The 19,481-nt window shown below is 28.1% G+C and carries 17 protein-coding genes; 12 read left to right on the plus strand and 5 right to left on the minus strand.

What is annotated here, in order from left to right:
* Positions 1-14 precede the first annotated feature (14 nt).
* From lysS to AMRN_RS04260, 3 genes are read right to left on the minus strand one after another with little or no spacing between them, the layout of a single operon-like run.
* Positions 15-1,529, minus strand: a complete 1,515-nt coding sequence (gene lysS / locus AMRN_RS04250; RefSeq protein ID WP_099311630.1) for a lysine--tRNA ligase — start codon at positions 1,527-1,529, stop codon at positions 15-17.
* 18 nt (positions 1,530-1,547) lie between these two features.
* Positions 1,548-2,258, minus strand: a complete 711-nt coding sequence (locus AMRN_RS04255; RefSeq protein WP_099311631.1) for a CvpA family protein — start codon at positions 2,256-2,258, stop codon at positions 1,548-1,550.
* Positions 2,259-2,314: 56 nt separating this feature from the next.
* Positions 2,315-4,537, minus strand: coding sequence for an ATP-binding protein (locus AMRN_RS04260; protein ID WP_099311632.1), 2,223 nt, complete (start codon positions 4,535-4,537; stop codon positions 2,315-2,317).
* 155 nt (positions 4,538-4,692) lie between these two features.
* Between AMRN_RS04260 and ispG the strand changes: the two genes are divergently transcribed.
* The 7 genes from ispG (at position 4,693) to gmhB (ending at position 12,173) form a co-directional block, all read left to right on the plus strand.
* The gene (ispG, locus tag AMRN_RS04265) at positions 4,693-5,751 is read left to right on the plus strand and encodes a flavodoxin-dependent (E)-4-hydroxy-3-methylbut-2-enyl-diphosphate synthase (RefSeq protein WP_099311633.1); all 1,059 of its coding nucleotides are present in this window, start codon (positions 4,693-4,695) and stop codon (positions 5,749-5,751) included.
* A gap of 69 nt (positions 5,752-5,820) precedes the next feature.
* Positions 5,821-8,286: a replicative DNA helicase gene (gene dnaB / locus AMRN_RS04270; RefSeq protein ID WP_099311634.1), complete on the plus strand. Its 2,466-nt coding sequence runs from the start codon at positions 5,821-5,823 to the stop codon at positions 8,284-8,286.
* Positions 8,287-8,336: 50 nt separating this feature from the next.
* Positions 8,337-9,152 carry a UTP--glucose-1-phosphate uridylyltransferase GalU gene (galU, locus tag AMRN_RS04275; RefSeq protein WP_099311635.1) on the plus strand — a complete coding sequence of 272 codons (816 nt, stop codon included), beginning with the start codon at positions 8,337-8,339 and terminating at the stop codon, positions 9,150-9,152.
* 68 nt (positions 9,153-9,220) lie between these two features.
* Positions 9,221-10,429 carry a glucose-6-phosphate isomerase gene (locus AMRN_RS04280; protein ID WP_099311636.1) on the plus strand — a complete coding sequence of 403 codons (1,209 nt, stop codon included), beginning with the start codon at positions 9,221-9,223 and terminating at the stop codon, positions 10,427-10,429.
* A 2-nt stretch (positions 10,430-10,431) separates the two neighbouring features.
* Positions 10,432-11,172 carry a Gabija anti-defense Gad2 family protein gene (locus AMRN_RS04285; RefSeq protein ID WP_099311637.1) on the plus strand — a complete coding sequence of 247 codons (741 nt, stop codon included), beginning with the start codon at positions 10,432-10,434 and terminating at the stop codon, positions 11,170-11,172.
* A gap of 69 nt (positions 11,173-11,241) precedes the next feature.
* Positions 11,242-11,637, plus strand: a complete 396-nt coding sequence (locus AMRN_RS04290; protein ID WP_099311638.1) for a type II secretion system protein — start codon at positions 11,242-11,244, stop codon at positions 11,635-11,637.
* A 14-nt stretch (positions 11,638-11,651) separates the two neighbouring features.
* Positions 11,652-12,173, plus strand: a complete 522-nt coding sequence (gmhB, locus tag AMRN_RS04295; RefSeq protein WP_099311639.1) for a D-glycero-beta-D-manno-heptose 1,7-bisphosphate 7-phosphatase — start codon at positions 11,652-11,654, stop codon at positions 12,171-12,173.
* A 169-nt stretch (positions 12,174-12,342) separates the two neighbouring features.
* On the opposite strand, the gene AMRN_RS04300 is transcribed toward gmhB, so the two are convergent.
* Both AMRN_RS04300 and AMRN_RS04305 read right to left on the minus strand, forming a co-directional pair.
* Complete coding sequence (locus AMRN_RS04300) at positions 12,343-12,858, minus strand: transposase (RefSeq protein WP_099311640.1); 516 nt, start codon at positions 12,856-12,858, stop codon at positions 12,343-12,345.
* Positions 12,859-13,038: 180 nt separating this feature from the next.
* A complete protein-coding gene (locus tag AMRN_RS04305) occupies positions 13,039-13,845 on the minus strand; it encodes a DNA ligase (RefSeq protein WP_099311641.1) in 807 nt (268 codons plus the stop codon).
* A 304-nt stretch (positions 13,846-14,149) separates the two neighbouring features.
* Here AMRN_RS04305 and rfaD point away from each other — a divergent pair, with 304 nt between their 5' ends.
* From rfaD to trpB, 5 genes are read left to right on the plus strand one after another with little or no spacing between them, the layout of a single operon-like run.
* Positions 14,150-15,160, plus strand: coding sequence for an ADP-glyceromanno-heptose 6-epimerase (gene rfaD / locus AMRN_RS04310; RefSeq protein ID WP_099311642.1), 1,011 nt, complete (start codon positions 14,150-14,152; stop codon positions 15,158-15,160).
* Positions 15,161-16,588, plus strand: coding sequence for a D-glycero-beta-D-manno-heptose-7-phosphate kinase (rfaE1, locus tag AMRN_RS04315; RefSeq protein ID WP_099311643.1), 1,428 nt, complete (start codon positions 15,161-15,163; stop codon positions 16,586-16,588).
* A complete protein-coding gene (locus tag AMRN_RS04320; protein WP_099311644.1) occupies positions 16,588-17,136 on the plus strand; it encodes an adenine phosphoribosyltransferase in 549 nt (182 codons plus the stop codon). The genes rfaE1 and AMRN_RS04320 overlap by 1 nt, the downstream gene beginning before the upstream one ends.
* A gap of 21 nt (positions 17,137-17,157) precedes the next feature.
* The gene (locus AMRN_RS04325) at positions 17,158-18,273 is read left to right on the plus strand and encodes a Wzz/FepE/Etk N-terminal domain-containing protein (protein WP_099311645.1); all 1,116 of its coding nucleotides are present in this window, start codon (positions 17,158-17,160) and stop codon (positions 18,271-18,273) included.
* The gene (gene trpB / locus AMRN_RS04330) at positions 18,266-19,474 is read left to right on the plus strand and encodes a tryptophan synthase subunit beta (protein WP_099311646.1); all 1,209 of its coding nucleotides are present in this window, start codon (positions 18,266-18,268) and stop codon (positions 19,472-19,474) included. The genes AMRN_RS04325 and trpB overlap by 8 nt, the downstream gene beginning before the upstream one ends.
* Positions 19,475-19,481: the final 7 nt, after the last annotated feature.

Below are 19,481 nucleotides of genomic sequence, written 5' to 3' on the forward strand. Positions count from 1 at the left end.
TTGTTTTCCTTAGTTTACTCTTGATCAGCGTGTAAATCTATTTCACCTTTGATAGGTTTCATAGCTGGAAATAGTATTACATCTCTAATTGAATGCTCATTAGTAAGCATCATTACAAGTCTATCTATACCAATTCCTTCACCAGCACAAGGTGCCATACCATAAGATAAAGCATTTACAAAGTCTTCATCCATCTCATGTGCTTCATCATCACCTTTATCTTTTGCAGCCATTTGTCCCTCAAATCTTTCTAGTTGGTCAACTGGATCATTTAACTCACTAAAAGCATTTGCAATCTCTTTACCTGCAATAAATAATTCAAATCTATCAGTTAAATGAGGTTTTTCATCACTTCTTCTAGCAAGTGGAGAAATCTCAACTGGATATTCTGTAATAAATGTTGGGTTGATTAGTTTATCTTCTACGAAAGCATCAAATAACTCACCTTGTAATTGTCCAAGGTTTAAGTTTTCATCAGCTTCTAACTTATGCTCTTTTAAATATGCTAATATTTTATCTTTATCTTCTGTTATATCTGCTGGAACATTTCCTACTGTTGTTAATGACTCAATTAGTGGAATTTCACTAAATTTTGTAAAGTCAATCTCTTTATCACCATAAGGTAAAGTCATAGGTAAATCTAAATGTTCAAATAAATATTCAAAATACTCTTTTGTTATTTCAATTAGATCTTTATGTGTTTTATATGCCCAATAAAATTCAATAGAAGTAAATTCAGGATTATGTGTTGCGTCCATTCCTTCATTTCTAAAGTTTCTATTTATTTCAAATACTGCTTCAAATCCACCAACAATAAGTCTTTTTAAATATAATTCAGGTGCAATTCTTAAAAATCTATCAACACCTAATGCATTATGATGAGTAACAAAAGGTTTTGCATTTGCTCCACCAGGAATTGGGTGCATCATTGGAGTTTCAACTTCTAAAAAGCCTTTATCTTCAAAAAATCTTCTAGTTAAACTTATAACTCTACTTCTAATATGAAAAGTTTTTCTTACTTGAGAGTTCATAATTAAATCTAGGTATCTTTGTCTATATCTTAACTCTTTATCTTGAATCCCATGATATTTTTCAGGTAGTGGAGAAATAGATTTTGTTAGTATTATTAACTCATGCACATGTAGTGATAATTCACCCTTGTTTGTAACAAATGGATAACCACTAACTTCAATAATATCACCAACTTCTACATTCTTTTTGAAAATATTATTATAAAATCCCTCTGGAAGATTATCTCTTGCTACATAAATTTGTAAAATTCCACTCTCATCTTCTATTTTTAAAAAACTAGCTTTTCCCATAAGCCTAAAAAATTTAACTCTTCCAGCAACTGTATAGTTTCTATTTTCATCTCTTTTATCTTCTTTTTGAAAGATATCTGTATTAACATTTAGGTATTTACTAATAGTTGTATTTCTTTTACTTGAATTTGAATATGGATTTACACCTAATTCTTTTAAAGTATTTGCTTTTTCTATTCTTTGTTGTATATATTTATTTTCAAACAATCTATTTTTCCTTTACTATTATTTTTTTATTTCTTCTTGTGTATTTGTTTGTTTAACTTCATTTTGATTTGTTGTTTGTTCTTTTTGATCTATATTTTCTTTAATTTGTGTTGAATCTTTTACTACTTCATTTGTAGCTTTATCTATCTCTTGCGAAACTTTTTCTTCGATTGATTTATTGATAGTCTCTTTAGTTTTATTTACAACACTATCTACACCACTTTCGATATTTTTAGTAACTTTAGTTGTGTCAAGTTTTATAATGTATCCCCCAACATCAATTAAGTAAGGGAATGTAATAGAGTTTCCAACTTTTTCATTTATTACAGATTTGAATGATTGGACTTGGTATAAAGCATAAGCAATTACAGAGAAGATTAAAAATATTTTTGCACTACCAAATAAGAAACCAAGAATTCTATTTATTGCACCAAGACCACTTAAGTCTGTTATTTTACTTAATATTAAAGCAATAAAATAAACAAGAACCCAAAATCCAATTAATGCAACAATAAAACCAATAAGTTTTATAGTAGCTTCATTTTCTAAAGCTAAAACAGGAGCAATTAAATTTCCAACTTCTAAAGAGAATCTTGAAGCTATAAAAATACCCCCAATAATTCCTACAATACCTAACACTTCTTTGATAAAACCTCTAAATAGACCTTTAAGACCTAAAATAACGGTAATACCAGCTACAACCATATCAAAAATACCAAACTCTTGCAACGTTAGTTCCTTTTGTAAATATTGCGTATTATATCTAAGTTTTTCAAAATAGAAGTTTAATTAAAATTTATGAAAATTAAAGCACCATAATACTCTTTGTTATTGTAACTAAAAGTACTATTTTTAACCTCAATTTCATATTTCATATGTTTTACTAAAAGCTCTTGTACCATATAAAGTCCCATCCCAATTCCAAAAGCTTGATGTTTTTTTGTAAAATATGGTTCTAAAACCTTATCTAAATCCTCTTCATCAATTCCATCTCCTGAATCTCTTATACTTAAACAATTGTTTTTAATCTCTATGGAAATGATTCTATTTTTAATATCTTTATTTGTGCAAACTGCATAAATTGCATTATCAAAAATACTCAATAATGATTGTTGAAACTCTTGTTTATATCCATAAATTTTTATATCTTTATCCATACTATAATCAATAATAATACTTTTTTCTTCAAAAGTTGAATTTAGAAATTTTAGTGTTTCATGAATTGACTCACTAAGTGTGAATTCAATTTTTTGTTTTTCTTGAACAAAAAAGTTAGAAAAATTATCAATAGTTTTTGATAAGGTTCTTGTACTTCTTAAAATCATTTCACAAGAGTCATTAAAAGTTTTATCATCTAAAATTTTCATCTCTTTTTGTAATTGCATACCACTTGTTGCAGTACTTATTGTACTAAGAGGTTGTCTCCATTGATGGGCAATATTGTTTAAGGTTTCAGCAATTGCTGTGATTTTTGATTGTTGAAATAAAAGTCTATCTTTTTCTTGACTTTTAAAAATCTCATCTTTGATTTTATCTTCTAAAGACTCATTTAATTTTTTAAGTTCCAATGTTTTTTTATTTACTAATTTTTCTAAATTATTATTTAAATATTTCAGCTGTTGTTTTTGTTCTATTTCAGAGCTAATATCTGCAAGTGTAACTATAATATAGTCATCATATTCACCTTTTGATACTTTTACTGAAAAGTGCCTTATACTTCCATAATGATTTTTCATTGCAGCTTTGAAGTTTTTATGTGGCTTAGAAAGAATATATTCAGCCCAATTTTTGCCATCATAATCTTTATCAAAAATATATGAACTATCTTGCATATCAATAAATTGAGTACAAACACAAACATATTTATTCCTAAACTCTTGTAATGTTCTTATATCTTTAAAAAATTTAAGAAGTTGTTTATTTGCATTTATGATATTAACTCCATCAGTTATAACCATAATACTTGATTGTGAATCCAAAATTGATTGCTTTTTATTTTCTTGAATTTTTAGCTGTTTTATATGTTTTTTTAATCTACTATTTAACCTATTTACATTTTTTGAATCAATATTATATATATATAAAGTAAAAATAAAAACTAAAATAATAAGTAGAATAACTACAAGCATTATCATTTGTCTTTTATAATCTTTAATTGCTTGAATATCTATATTATTTTTATCTTTAAAACTAATAATAGAAGCTAAATGACCGCCATTGTCATCTCTTAGTTCATATGAAGTGATAAAAAGAGTATTTTCTATTTTGTAATCTTTTATATTAAAATAGTTATTTATATTATTTTGTTTCAAATAGTTTATAAATTTTTTAGAAGCATCTAAATTAGAAATATAATAATCATCAACAAAGTTTGTTGTCAAAGAGAAAATCAACCTATCTTTATATTTTTTATCAACTGCAATAATTGAGTTAATACCTCTTTTTTTAAGTTTTTTACTTATTGAATTAAAGTGTGTTATTACTTCTAAAGCACCTAAAAACTTTCCATCATTAAATATTGGAGTTCTAGCTTTTATACTTAAATCAAATTTTCCAACACTAATTGAAGTAGTAATGTCTTGTTTTTTTAACATCTTATTTAAATCTTTTCTAAATAATAAACTATCATTTGTTTTTTTTGTCCAAGATCTATATATTGAAGTTCCATTTTTATCAATGATTTGAATCCAAACATTTTTGAATTTTGTGTATTTTCTCATTTGAGATGAGATTTTTTCATATTCAAAGTTTTTATAAGTTTTATTTTTCATATATGAATATAATCTATCATCTTTTGCAAGGGAAATAGCAATGGCCAATGTGGCATTTTGTTTATTCTCAATGAGATTTTTTATAAACTCTTTGGTATTTTTAGCACTCTCTTTGTATTTTGAATCAAGTAAATTTTTCTCTTTGTTATGGATGTATAAAGAAGTGAAAAGTACTACACTAAGTGCCAAAACTACAAAAAGTAGTAAAAATTTATAAGCGTTTTGTCTATATAGCATTAATATGTCTTTTAATTAAAATATTAGTCATAATTATTATACATTTGTAAAACTTTCATATTATTAAAATGTTACAGTATAATTACACAATATTAAGAAAATCATCAATTGAAAATATTCATGAAAGATTAATAATAATTAGATAAAATTTTAAGATGATAAAAAGATACCCAACAAAAAAGATTTATGTAGGAAATGTTCCAATTGGTGGTGATGCACCAATTCCTGTACAATCTATGACTTATTCTAAAACATCAGATGTTCAAGCAACTGTTGAGCAAATAAAAAGACTGCATTTTGCAGGTGCTGATATTGTAAGAGTAGCAGTACCAAATAAAGAAGCAGCTACTGCTTTAAAAAGTATAAAAGAGCAAGTGAGTTTACCTATTGTTGCTGATATACATTTTCATTATAAGCTTGCATTAATTGCTGCTGAAGTTGTTGATTGTATTAGAATTAACCCTGGAAATATTGGGGATAAAAAAAGAGTAGAAGAGGTTGTAAAAGCTTGCAAAGAAAGAAATTTACCTATTAGAATTGGTGTAAACTGTGGTTCTTTGGAAAAAGAGTTTGAAAATAAATATGGACAAACAGCACAAGGAATGATTGCAAGTGCTGATTACAATATCAAATATCTTGAAGATTTAGGTTTTACTGATATTAAAGTATCTTTAAAAGCAAGTGATGTTCAAAGAACAGTAGAAGCTTATAGAGGCTTAAGACCTATGAATAACTATCCTTTTCACTTAGGAGTTACAGAAGCTGGAACACAATTTCACTCAACAATCAAATCCTCAATTGCCTTAGGAAGTTTACTTCTTGATGGAATAGGAGATACTTTAAGAGTTTCAATGACAGGTGAACTTGAAAAAGAGATTGAAGTAGGGCGAGCTATATTAAAAGATGCAGGATTAGTAAAAGAGGGACTAAATATAATCTCTTGTCCAACTTGTGGAAGAATTGAAGCTGATTTAGTAAGTGCAGTAGCCCAAGTTGAAGAAAGAACTAAGCATATAAAAACCCCTTTAAATGTTTCAGTTATGGGATGTGTTGTAAATGCAATTGGTGAAGCAAAATCAGCAGATGTTGCAATAGCTTATGGAAAAGGAAGTGGATTAATCATCAAAAAAGGTGAAACAATAGCAAAACTTCCAACTGATAAACTACTTGATAGATTTTTACAAGAAGTAGAAGAAGAAGCAAAGAAAAAATAAGTTTTATTTTTCTTTGCTTGTTAGTTACTATTAGATATAATAAAATCTTTATATAAATATGGAGATTTTATGGATAGTGTATATAGCATTAATATAGAAAGAGCAGTTTTAAGCTCAATACTTTTCAACCCTGATGAGATAGAAGAAATTCTATCAATGTTAAAACCAAAAGATTTTTATCTACCTGCACATCAAAAAATATTTGAAGTTATGAGTAATCTTTATCGTGATGATATGCCAGTTGATGAAGATTTTATAAGAAAAAAAATCAGCACAAAAGATGTTGATGACTCAATACTAATAGAAATACTTTCAGCAAACCCTATAACAAATACAATAGCTTATGTAAAAGAGATAAAAGATGGAAGTGTTAAAAGAGAGCTAGCATCACTAGCAACTACTATAAAAAAAGTATCAATAGAAGAAGATATCCCAGCAAACGAAGCTTTAGATACAATTCAAGGTGCATTATACAAAATCTCAACAGATAGTGCTACATCTGAATTAAAAGATATGCAAGAGATCACAGGTGATACTTTAAGCTATATCAAAAAAATGAAAGAACTAGGAAACCAACACCTAATAGGTGAAACAACAGGTTTTCATGATTTAGATAAAAGAACAACAGGATTTAATGAAGGTGACCTAGTAATTATAGCAGCAAGGCCAGCCATGGGGAAATGCTTAGGGCGAGGTACAAAAGTTGTAATGTATGATGGTACTTTAAAAAATGTTGAAGATATAAAAGTTGGTGACCAACTTATGGGTGATGATTCAACACCAAGAAATGTTTTATCCACTACAAAAGGTGTAGAACAAATGTATTGGGTAAGACAAAATAAAGCAATAGATTATAGAGTAAATGAATCTCATATTTTATCTTTAAAAAGAAGTAGAACTGAAGGTCCTCATAAAAATGGAGATATCTTAAATATAAATATTAAAGAGTATTTAGAAAAATCAGAAAAGTTTAAAAGTAACTATAAAGGCTATAAAGTTGCAGTTGAGTTTGAAAATAAAGAAACTTTAATTGAACCATATTTTTTAGGACTTTGGTTAGGTGATGGTGCGTCAAAAAAAGTATCAATTTATACAAAAGATAAAGAAGTAATTGAATATTTAAATAATTATTCTCTTAAACTAGGTCTTAGTTTAAGAGAATATATTCATGAAGAAAAATGCCCAGAATATTCAATAACTAATCAAAAACAAGTTGATGGCAAAACAGCTTTTTCTTTACAGAAATACTTAAGAGATGAAAATTTATTAGGTAATAAACATATTCCTCATAACTATTTAGTAAATTCACAAAAAAAGAGATTAGAGTTACTTGCAGGATTGATTGATAGTGATGGATATTTTGATAGTTCTTGTAATGGTTTTGAAATTACACAAAAAAATGAATTACTTGCAAAACAGATAAAATATTTATGTGATACTTTAGGATTTAGAACTTCATTAATAAAAAAAGAGGCTTCAATTAAAAAAATAGATTTTGTTTCTGATGTTTATAGAGTTAGGATTTTTGGCAATATTGATATTATTCCCACTAAAATTGAGAGAAAAAAAGCAAAACAGTGGAATTGTAATAGAACATGGAATCAAACAGGAATCAAAATTGAAAAAGATATAGTAGATGAATATTATGGTTTTGAAATAGATGGGAATAGACTATTTTTATTAGAAGATATGACCGTAACTCATAATACTGCACTTGTGCTAAATATGGCTTTGTCAAATGTAGAAGCAGGAAAAGGTGTGGTGCTTTTTTCACTGGAAATGCCAGCAGAACAGCTTATGCTAAGAATGCTTGCTGCAAAAACTTCAATTCCTTTACAAAATTTAAGAAAAGGTGATATGGATGATGATCAATGGAGTAATCTTTCAAGAGCTTTTGAAGATTTAAATCAAAAAAAACTTTTTGTTGATGATGGTGGAAGTGTTAATATCAACCAATTAAGAGCAAGAGTTAGAAAATTAGCTCAAAATGAAGACAATAATATATCAATGGTAGTTATTGACTACTTACAACTTATGCAAGGTACAGGAAATAAAGATAGGCATCAAGAGGTATCTGATATTTCAAGGGGACTTAAGATGTTAGCAAGGGAGATGAAAATCCCAATTATTGCACTTTCTCAGTTAAACAGAGGACTTGAAAATAGACCTGATAAAAGACCAATGCTTAGTGACTTAAGAGAATCAGGAGCCATCGAGCAAGATGCGGATATCATAATGTTTGTATATAGAGATGATGTTTATAAAGAAAGAGATGAGGCAAGAAAAGAGAAAGAAGCAAAAGATAAAGGTGAAGAGTATAAATCTACTTTTGTTAACAAAGCAGTTGAAGAAGCAGAGATTATTATAGGAAAACAAAGAAATGGGCCAATAGGAACAGTAAAATTAGAGTTCCAAAAACAGTATACAAGATTTGTTAATAAACAAAATAATTCAGAAGCACCAATTGAAGTTGTATTTGAAAGTGTGGCAGATACAAATAAAGAGACAAATATAGACGTACCTCAAATACTTTAAAAGTTTTTAGGTATAATTTTTTAATTAAAGATGATTTTATAGGATTTTAGATGATAAGAAAATGTTTATTTCCAGCAGCAGGCTATGGAACAAGATTTTTACCAGCAACAAAAGCAACACCAAAAGAGATGTTACCAGTACTTACAAAACCACTTATTCAATATGGGGTAGAAGAGGCTATTGACGCAGGTTGTAATACAATGGCAATAGTAACAGGAAGAGGAAAAAGAGCTATTGAAGACCACTTTGATATCTCATATGAATTAGAACATCAAATAAAAGGGTCAAGTAAAGAACACTATTTAACAGAAATTAGAGATGTGATAGAAAACTGTACTTTTTCATATACTAGACAAACAAAGATGAAAGGTTTAGGACACGCAATCTTAACAGGACAAACCCTAATTGGAGATGAACCTTTTGCAGTGATTTTAGCAGATGATTTATGTGATAGTAAAACAGACGGTGTTTTAAAACAGATGGTAAATTTATATGAAAAATATCAGTGTTGTATAGTTGCTATTGAAGAAGTACCAAAAGAGCATACAAATAAATATGGAGTAATTTCAGGAAGAGAGATTGAATCAGGTATTTACATGATTGATAATATGGTGGAAAAACCAGAGCCAGAAAATGCGCCATCAAACCTTGCAATTATTGGAAGATATATCCTAACACCAGATATTTTTGAAATAATAGAAAACACAAAACCTGGAAAAGGTGGTGAGATACAAATAACAGATGCCTTGCTAACTCAAGCAAAAAAAGGAATGGTCTTGGGATTTAAGTTTGATGGAGTTAGATTTGATTGTGGAAGTATAGATGGCTTTGTAGAAGCAACAAACCACTTTTATAAAAAAATTTAGGAAACTCGAATTTATTCGAGTAAAAAATAGCAGTTTTAAATTCATTAAATACAAATAAAAGGAAATAGATGCAATATAGTAAAAGTTTTTATCAAATAAAATCAAGTCAAACAATATTTGATTATGTAAAAGATGAAATAACAAAGATTGGTTATTATTCACTTCCTTTTCAAGATACTTCAAAAATAAAAGAGTATGCAAAACAAGTATCAAAAAAACATATTGCTATTGTTGGTATTGGTGGAAGTACTTTAGGTACATTTGCTATATATCAGTTTTTAAAAAGAACAAAAGAGTTTGATAAAAAACTTCATTTTTTTGAAACAACTGATCCTACTGATATTAAACAAAGAGTTAAAAAACTTGATTTAGAAGATACTTTATTTTTAATAATTAGTAAATCAGGAACAACTATAGAAACAATATCTATTTTTAAGTATTTAGCTTCTTTAGTGACAATAGATGCTAAAAATTGTGCAATCATAAGTGAAGAAGATAGTAAACTAACAAGCTTTGCAAAAAAACAAAATATGACAACTTTTGATATTCCTAAAAATGTAGGTGGAAGATTTTCTGTATTTTCAACAGTAGGACTTGTACCCTTAGCAATTTTGGGTGTAAATATAGATAATTTATTAAAAGGTGCTAAAGAAGTTCATAATAGTTTTTTTAATCAAAAAGGGTATTATGAAACAATCATGGAAAAAGCAAGATTTATGGTTGAAAATAAAAATAGATTCAATATAAATGTAGTTTTTTCATACTCTGCTAGTTTGGAAGGATTTAATAAGTGGTATATTCAACTTTGGGGTGAAAGCTTAGGAAAAATAAATATAAATGGCACAAAACAAGCTTTAACTCCAATAGGCCTAATAGGACCTGTAGATCAACACTCATTTTTACAATTAATAGCAGAAGGAAAAAGAGATAAAACAGTTACTTTTATAAAAGTAGCAGACTTTCAAGATGAGACAAAAATACCCTCAAATACACTTAATGGATTTGAAGAATTAGAGTATGTTGATAATCTAACTTTTGCAAAATTAATAGATGAACAAGCAAATGCTACAATAGAGTCTTTAAAGAAATTAGGTGATATTCCACATGATGTAATAACAATAAATAGAGTGGATGAATACAACATAGCAAAACTAATGTATAGTTATCAGCTTCTAACCTCAGTTGTTGGAAAGTTTGTACAAATAAACACTTATAATCAACCAGGAGTAGAATCTGGAAAACAAATCTTAAAAGAAAAACTAAAAAACAAGGGCTAACTATGATATATGAAAAACATTGGCAAAAATATGATGAGTTTATACCATATGAATTACAAATGAGTTTTGATATAAGACTTTGTAATGTAATAAATATTTTAAATTACTTTTTTCAAAATGTACTTGTAAGAAAGCCAAGTTTTTCAAAAGTCAATTTCTATTTAGCAGGTTCATGTATAAAAAAAGATCTTTTTAGGGATTTGGATATGATTTTTCCATCAAAACAGATGATGGAAGAGCTAAACCAATGCTTGGATCAAAGCTTTTTTGAGTATGAAAATAACTCTTTAACTTATAAATTCCATGATGATATCTTTCAGTTTGTGTTTAGACCAAAGTTTGAAAATAAAACACTTGAGTTTACAATTGATGGCTTTGATTTTGATTCTACAAAAGTAGGATTTGAATGTGTTTTAGATGTGAATACAAAAGAAGTTACAGTTATAAAAAGTGATGTAAGAAAAGAGTTTATCTCATATATAAATACAAAAGTTAATAATCTTTCAAAAATAAGCGTAAATCCTTTTGTATCTTTGCAAAGAGCAATACATTTTTTAAAACGAGGAGATGAGGTTCCTTATAGTGTATTTTTAGATATTTGTTCAAGTATTGCTGATATAAAAATCAAAGAGAATGAAGATATAAACAAGCACTTTGAAAGACTTCAAGGTAACCCCAAAAAACTAGAAAATATAAAAGATGCAATAAGTGAATATATAGAAGAAAAAAAAGATGAAATTTAATAAAAATAATAAATAATTTTATTTTTATTAAAAACCTAATATAATTAAAAAAATTATAAAAGGTTTATCATGAAAAGTGCTTTTTCTTTACTAGAATTGATTTTTGTCTTGGTGCTATTAGCTTTAATAGGAAGTTATGCAATTCCTAAATATATGAATACAAAAAATGCAGCAGTTATTACAACAGTAAAAAGAGATATCTCTACAATAACTAGTTCCTTACAATCATATTTTTTATTACATGGAAAAATAGATGATTTAAATGAAGTTATAACTCTTGGAAGCGATGATTGGAGAATAGAAGAAAATACTATTACTTATAAAACAGCAAAAGGTGACTGCGTTTTTATTAAAGTAAATAATGAAGAAGAACAAATAGAATTGAATATTAATGAAACACTTGATAATATTTGTAAAAAATTAAATGAAGCAGGAGTTGTAAATACTACAACCGCACTTTATTAAGATTAGGAAGAAATATGCAAAAAGCCTTTTTTATAGATAGAGATGGCGTGATAAATACAGATAAAAACTATGTTTATAAAATAGAAGACTTTGAGTTTATAGACGGAGTCATGGATGCTTTGTTGTATTTGCAAGAAAAAGAATTCAAACTATTTATAATAACAAATCAATCAGGAATAGGAAGAGCTTATTATCAAAAAGAGGATTTTGAAAAACTAACATCTTGGATGCTAAAAGAGTTTGAAAAAAACAGTATTAAAATCCATGAAGTAAAATATTGTCCCCATTCTCCTGAAGCAAACTGTAATTGTAGAAAACCAAAAACTGGTATGATAGATGAAATTTGTAAAGCATATGATATAGATTTAAAAAACTCATGGTTAATAGGAGATAAAGACTCAGACATAAAATGCGCCCAAAATGCAAAAATCAAAAATACAATACAAGTAAAATCAGGGCAAAAGTTTGATGAAACAAAATCACAAGCAACATATGTACTTGATAGTATAAAAGATATAAAAAAAATAAAATTGTAATACTATCAGGTTTCGGAACCCCGAATTCATTCGGGGCTTTTTTGCACGGATAAATCTGCGCCTCCAATTTCACTTGCATTTTCGGGTCTTTTTTTGCACGAATAAATTCGAGCCTCCGACACATTGCCTCCCTTTGGAAACTCGAATTCATTCGAGTCCTTTTAAACCACTACTCATACAAACTATAAACTCTTCTTTCCCAATCTTTTAACTTTGCTTTTATTGGATTATTGTATATGTAGTTGTAAACTTTTTCAAAATGTTTTTCATCTCTTATTACTTTATCATAATAACCTTTTTGCCAAAAACTTCCTTTTTTATTTAGCTTGGCATTTAATCTAAGTGCAGTTTTTGCTTTTATACATTTTATGATTTTATCAATGTCATCAAACTGCTTTATTAAAATATGAATATGATTTGGCATGATACATAATATTATGACTTCATAAAGATTACTTTGATTTTCCAATATAATATCTTTTACACTATCAATAAAATGACCATTTATATATGCACCCAACGAAGAGTTATCTAAGTAATTATCAATTTTATATTGTTTAATATGGTTACTCAATGATAAATCATTTTCAAGTTTTTTAAGATAAAAATCAATACTATTTTTTGTACGAAAAGTGATAAATTGATAATGCTCTTTTAAGTTTATATGAGGAAGTTTTTTATACATAAATAACCCTTTTATTATATCAGGAACCCAAATTCATTCGGGTCTTTTTTGCACGGATGAATCCGCGCTTCCAATTTCACTTGCATTTTCGGAACCCCGAATTCATTCGGGGCTTTTTGTACGGATAAATCCGCGCTTCCGACATTTGCACGAATAAATTCGAGCTTCCGGTGAACTTTTTTACTCTTTTTTTCTTATTCTTAAAAAAGAAGCAAATTTTGGTTTATTGTATTTGGTAAATCCATAATACTTAAATGTCACAATTTCACCTATTTTAGGTGGATTGTATCTTTGCTTATTTGTAAAACCTCCTCCTAGATTAAAAACTATATTATTTTGAAGTTTTATTACTAAGCTTTTCATTCTGTTTTTATCTTTTTTGTCATAATTTATATCTATGATTTTTCCTTCCATATCAAAAAATTTTTTTACTTTTAAGATATCTTGGCTTCTGCCTTGGAAGTAATGTTTATGGGGATTTTTTATTATTACGCCTTCTGCATTTTTAGATACTAGTTTTTCTAAAAATTCTTGAAGATGTTTTTTGTCTTTGCATTTTATTTGAGGTACAAATTTGATATATTTATTTGGCTTATTTTTAAACCAATTTTTTACTTTGTTTAGTCTTGTTTGAAAATCACCTTTTGCGTTTGGTACCTCAAAGATATTATAAGTTATTTCACTCCATTTATTTGAGGCAATATCATCTAATACTATACTTTGTATGTTTTCAAAGTCACCTCTTTTAGTCCATAACTCTCCATCAAGTTCAAAACTTGGGAAATTTTTCGTGAACTCTTTTTTTGTATTTATTTTATTGCCATTTTTTGTAAGAAGTTGCTTCCCATTCCAATATGCACGAATACCATCAAGCTTCTCACTCATGTACCAGCCTTTGATATTTTGCTTGTCATATGTCATGGGTTTTTGAAGATTGTTTGCAAAACAAGATATAAAAAAGAAAAATAGAAGAAGTGATTTTTTCATGAAAACTCTTTAAAATAATTTTAAAAATTATAATATTGTAAAGTTGAAAGATTGTTTAAGTGTTTTTTTAATTATGGAACCCCGAATTTATTCGGGGCAATTTGACACGGATGAATCCGCGCTTCCGATTTCACTTGCATTTTAGGAACTCCGAATTCATTCGGGGCTTTTTTGGCACGAATAAATTCGAGCTTCCAACACACTGCACGAATGAATCGGCGTTTCCGGTATTTGCTTGCAAAAACCTAATTTAATTGAATTTTAGTTAAAATAGATGACTTTATAAACATAAGTGAGAGATATAATGAAATATAATGATATAGATTTTAATAATAAAACGATTTTGATTACTGGAGCTGCTGGATTTATTGGTTCTAATTTGGCTTTTTATTTTCAAGAAAATTTTCCTGATGCAAATGTTATTGCTCTTGATTGCTTTAGATCTGGGCAGACTTTCTCAAATGGAAACTTGAAAAGTTTTGGGCATTTTAAAAACCTTATTGGATTTAAAGGTACTGTAATAAGTGGCGATATAAATGATACTGATCTTTTAAAAAGATTGGCTATACAGTATAGCTTTGATTATATTTTTCATCAAGCAGCTATTTCAGATACAACTGTTAGTGAACAAGACTTGATGATAAAAACAAATGTAAATGCATATGAAGAGCTTTTAAAAATAGCTATAAACCACAATGCAAATATGGTTTATGCAAGTTCTGGTGCTACTTATGGAGATGCTTCTAGTCCACAAACAGTAGGAAAAGAGGCTCCAAGTAATGTTTATGGTTTTAGTAAACTAATGATGGATAATATCTCTTATTCTTATATAAACAAAAAACCAAATATCTCTATTGTTGGGCTTAGATACTTCAATGTTTATGGTCCAAGGGAGTTTTATAAAAATAAAACTGCTTCAACTGTTGTGCAGTTTGGACATCAGTTACTAAAAGGAAATGCTCCTAAACTATTTGAGGGAAGCGATAAAATACTTAGAGATTTTATATATATTGAAGATGTTATTCAAGCAAATATCAAAGCTTGCGCTCCTTTAAAAAGTGGAGTTTACAATATAGGTACTGGAAAAGCTAGATCATTTCAAGCAATAGCTGATATTTTACAAAAAGAGCTTGGAACAAACTTTGAAACACAATACATACCAAATCCATACATAGGACAATATCAGTTTCATACAGAAGCAAATATGCAAGATAGTAAAGAAAATCTTGATTTTGAAGCAAGATATGAGCTAGAAGATGGAATAAAAGCTTATATTCCAGAAATAAAAAGACTTTTCAATGATGAGGTAAAATAGATGATTACATATGATAAAAAGCCAAATATTTTAGTGATTGGTGATCTTATGATTGATCATTATTTATGGGGAAAATGCGATAGAATATCACCAGAAGCACCTGTACAAGTAATAGATATCAAAAAAGAGACAACTGTTTTAGGTGGAGCTGGCAATGTGATAAACAATCTTTTATCACTTGGTTCTGATGTGGGTGTTATATCTGTTGTAGGTGATGATGATACAGCAAAAGAGTTAAAATCTATGCTAGATAAAGAGGGTGCAAAATCTTTTTTGATAGAACAAAAAGGAAGAAAAACTTCTAAAAAATCAAGAATTATGGCTTCTCACTCACAAGTAGTAAGATATGACCATGAAAGTAAAAACTCTATTTCATTTGATAGTGAAAAGAAGATTTTTGATAAGTTTCAAGAACTAATAAATAGATATGATATTATCCTTTTTTCAGATTATGGTAAAGGTGTAATTACAAAAGAGCTATCAAAAAAGATAATTGAGTATGCAAAAAAATATGACAAAAAAGTAATAGTTGATCCAAAAGGTGAAGACTACTCAATGTACAAAGGTGCATATTTTTTAACACCAAATAAAAAAGAAGCACAAATTGCTTCAAAAGTAGAAATAGAAAACGATGAGACTTTAAAACTAGCACTTGAGAAGCTAAAAGAACAAGCAGAACTGCATTATTCTATTATTACTTTAAGTGAGCAAGGAATTGCACTTTTAAAAGATGAAGAAGTTATTATTCGACCAACAGTAGCAAGGGAAGTGTTTGATGTAACGGGTGCTGGTGATACTGTACTTGCAGCGCTTGGATTTGCACTTAGTTTAAACAATAACATCGAAGATGCTTTAGAGTTTGCTAATTTAGCAGCTGGAGTTGTAGTAGGTAAAATAGGAAGTGCAACAGTTACACTTGATGAGATTGAAGAGTATAAATCAAGCTTAAATAAAAGCTCAATTGAATTACATATCAAAAGTTTTGAAAAGATTGAAAAAATAGTAAAAAGATTAAAAAAACAAAACAAAAAGATAGTATTTACAAATGGATGTTTTGATATTTTACACAAAGGTCATGTAAGTTACTTAGATGTTGCAAAATCATTTGGTGATGTTTTGATTTTGGGATTAAACTCAGATGATAGTGTAAAAAGATTAAAAGGTGAAAACAGACCTATAAATACGCAAGATGACAGAGCTTATATAGTTTCTGCTTTAGAGTGTGTGGATTATGTAGTAATCTTTGATGAAGATACACCTTATGAGCTTATTTCAAAAGTTCAACCAGATGTTTTAGTAAAAGGTGCTGATTATGAGGGCAAAGAAGTTGTAGGAAGTGACATAGCCCTTGAAACAAAACTAGTTGAGTTTGTAGATGGAAAAAGCACAACAAAAACTATAGAAAAAATCAAAAAAGTGATAAAGTAATGAGCGAATTAACACAAGAAGAGAAACAAATATTATTAAATGCCATAAGAGATGTACAAGATTTTCCAAAAGAGGGTATAGTATTTAAAGATATTACAACACTTTTAAATGATAAAAAAGCTTTTAATCTTTTGATGAGTCATCTTGAAAAAAGATATAAAGAGTATAATTTAGATTATGTTGCAGGTATTGATAGTAGAGGATTTATCTTTGGTGCAGCACTTGCTGATAGATTAAATATAGGTTTTGTTCCAGTTAGAAAAAAAGGAAAGTTACCAAGTACAACTGTATGTGAAAAGTATGAGTTGGAGTATGGTTTTGATGAAGTTGAGATTCATCTTGATGCTTTTCATGGAAAAACAAATGCAAGAGTTCTTTTGATTGATGATTTGCTTGCTACTGGTGGCACTGCAAATGCATCTGCAAAACTAATAAAAAATGTAAAAGCAGATTTAGTTGAAGCTTGTTTTTTACTAAATCTTACATTTTTAAATGGAAAACAAAGAGTAGAGCAACACACACCTGTATATACAATACTTGATGTATAAAACAAATCTGGGGAGAAAAAGTTGGAAAAAGAGATACTAGCTATACAAGAAGATGAGATTGATTTAAAAGAGTTATTTAAAACACTATGGCAAAAAAGAGTTTTTATAGTAGTCTTTACTTTTGTAATAACAGTTTTAGCAGGTGTTTATTCTTTTACAAGAACACCTATTTATGAAATTGACTCAACTTATAGAATAGGATTTATTGGAGATGAACTTATAGAAAAACCAAATGTTTTAGAACAAAAGTTAAGACTTATTTATAATGTAGATAATCCAGATAAAAAGATAGAAAAAAACAATCCAAAAATCACTGAGATAAAAATAGTCAAAGGTGTTGAAAATTTCTTAAAGATAGAAATACAAGGTTTTTCAAATAAAGAACTTTTAAATAAAAACAAAGAGATTTTAGATTTTATAAATAACGAATATAAATACAAATATGAAGAGTTTTTGATAAATACAAAAAATAAAATTAAAGATTTACAGTATAATTTAAACTATGCTGAAAAAATAGAAAAAAGAAAAATAGAAAAAGAAATAGAAAAAATAGAAAAAGAATTAACTTTAAAAGTAGAAAATAAAATAAATTTTCTCAAAAAAGTAAAACTTAATACAATAAGTAATAAAATTGAATTTTATGAAAAGAAATTAAAAGAGTATGAAAAAAATATAATAAAAATAAATAAAAATAAAACTGCAAATAAAACCGAAGGTATTTTAGTAGCTACACAACTTCAAACTAGTCAGACTCTTATTATGTCTGTAAAAAATAAACTTGAAGATTTAAAGCAATTAAAACAAGATATTTTAATACTACAAATAGAAGAGTTAGAGTTTGAAAAAAATAATCTAATAAATGAAGATTTAAAAAAGTTGCAAGTCAACTTAGATATAGAACTTCCAAAAAAGATTTATGATTTAAATCAAAAGTTATTAAAAGAAAAAAGAAAACTAAAAACAAATTATTTTAAAAGGACTTATGCAGAAGGAGAAGTTCTTAAGCATAAAAATCCTATCAAACCAAAGAAAAAACTAATAGTTGTAGTATCTTTTGTTACTGGATTTATTTTATCTATTTTCTTAGTGTTTTTCATGCAGTTTATAAAAAGTTTTAAAGAGGATGAAAATGAGTGATTATATCCCAAAAAAGAGTAAATTTGACCCTGATGAAAATGGTCATTTTGGTATATTTGGTGGAAGATATGTTCCTGAAACATTGATGCCAATACTTGAAGAGTTAGAAAAAGAGTATAAAAAATATAGATTTGATAAAGAGTTTTGGAGTGAAGTAAATGAACTTTTGGAAGATTATGTAGGAAGAGAAAATCCTTTATATCTTGCAAAAAATATAAGTAAAGAAGTAGGGGCTAAAGTTTATTTAAAAAGAGAAGATTTAAATCATACAGGTGCTCATAAAATAAACAATGTAATAGCCCAAGGTTTACTTGCAAAAAAACTTGGTAAAACGAAAATAATAGCAGAAACAGGTGCAGGACAACATGGAGTTGCAAGTGCGACAATCGCAGCTCTTTTAGGTTTGGAGTGTACTGTTTTTATGGGTGCAAAAGATGTACAAAGACAAGAGTTAAATGTATTTAGGATGAAACTTCTAGGTGCAAAGGTTGTAGCTGTACAAAGTGGTAGTAAAACACTAAAAGATGCTATGAATGATGCAATTAGATATTGGGTAACAAACGCAAGGGATACTTTTTATATAATAGGAACTGTTGCAGGTCCACATCCATATCCTATGATGGTTAGAGATTTTCAAGCGGTTATAGGATATGAAGCAAGAAAACAGATACTAAAAAAGGAAAATAGACTTCCTGATTATGTTATAGCTTGTATTGGTGGTGGTTCAAATGCTATTGGTATGTTTTCACACTTTTTAGAAGATGAAGAGGTGACATGTATTGGTATTGAAGCTGGTGGCTTAGGACTTGATACAAATAAACACGGATGTAGCTTAGAAAAAGGAACACCTGGTATTGTTCATGGACAATGCTCTTATCTTTTACAAGATGATAATGGACAAGTAATCGAAGCTCACTCTTTTAGTGCTGGACTTGATTATCCAGGTATTGGACCTGAACACTCTTTTCATAAAGATAATAAAACAGTTGAGTATGACTCAATCACAGATAAAGAAGCACTAGATGCTTTTGTGTGGTTAAGTCAAAAAGAGGGAATAATTCCAGCATTTGAAAGTGCCCATGCTATTGCTTATTTGAAAAAAGCAAAAGAAAAATTTAAAGATAAGATTATAATAGTTAGTTTATCTGGTCGTGGAGACAAAGATATGATACAAGCAAAAAGCTTACTTAGTTTTGACTAAGGAAAAT

The organism is Malaciobacter marinus (assembly GCF_003544855.1).
GTDB classification, from domain to species: domain Bacteria; phylum Campylobacterota; class Campylobacteria; order Campylobacterales; family Arcobacteraceae; genus Malaciobacter; species Malaciobacter marinus.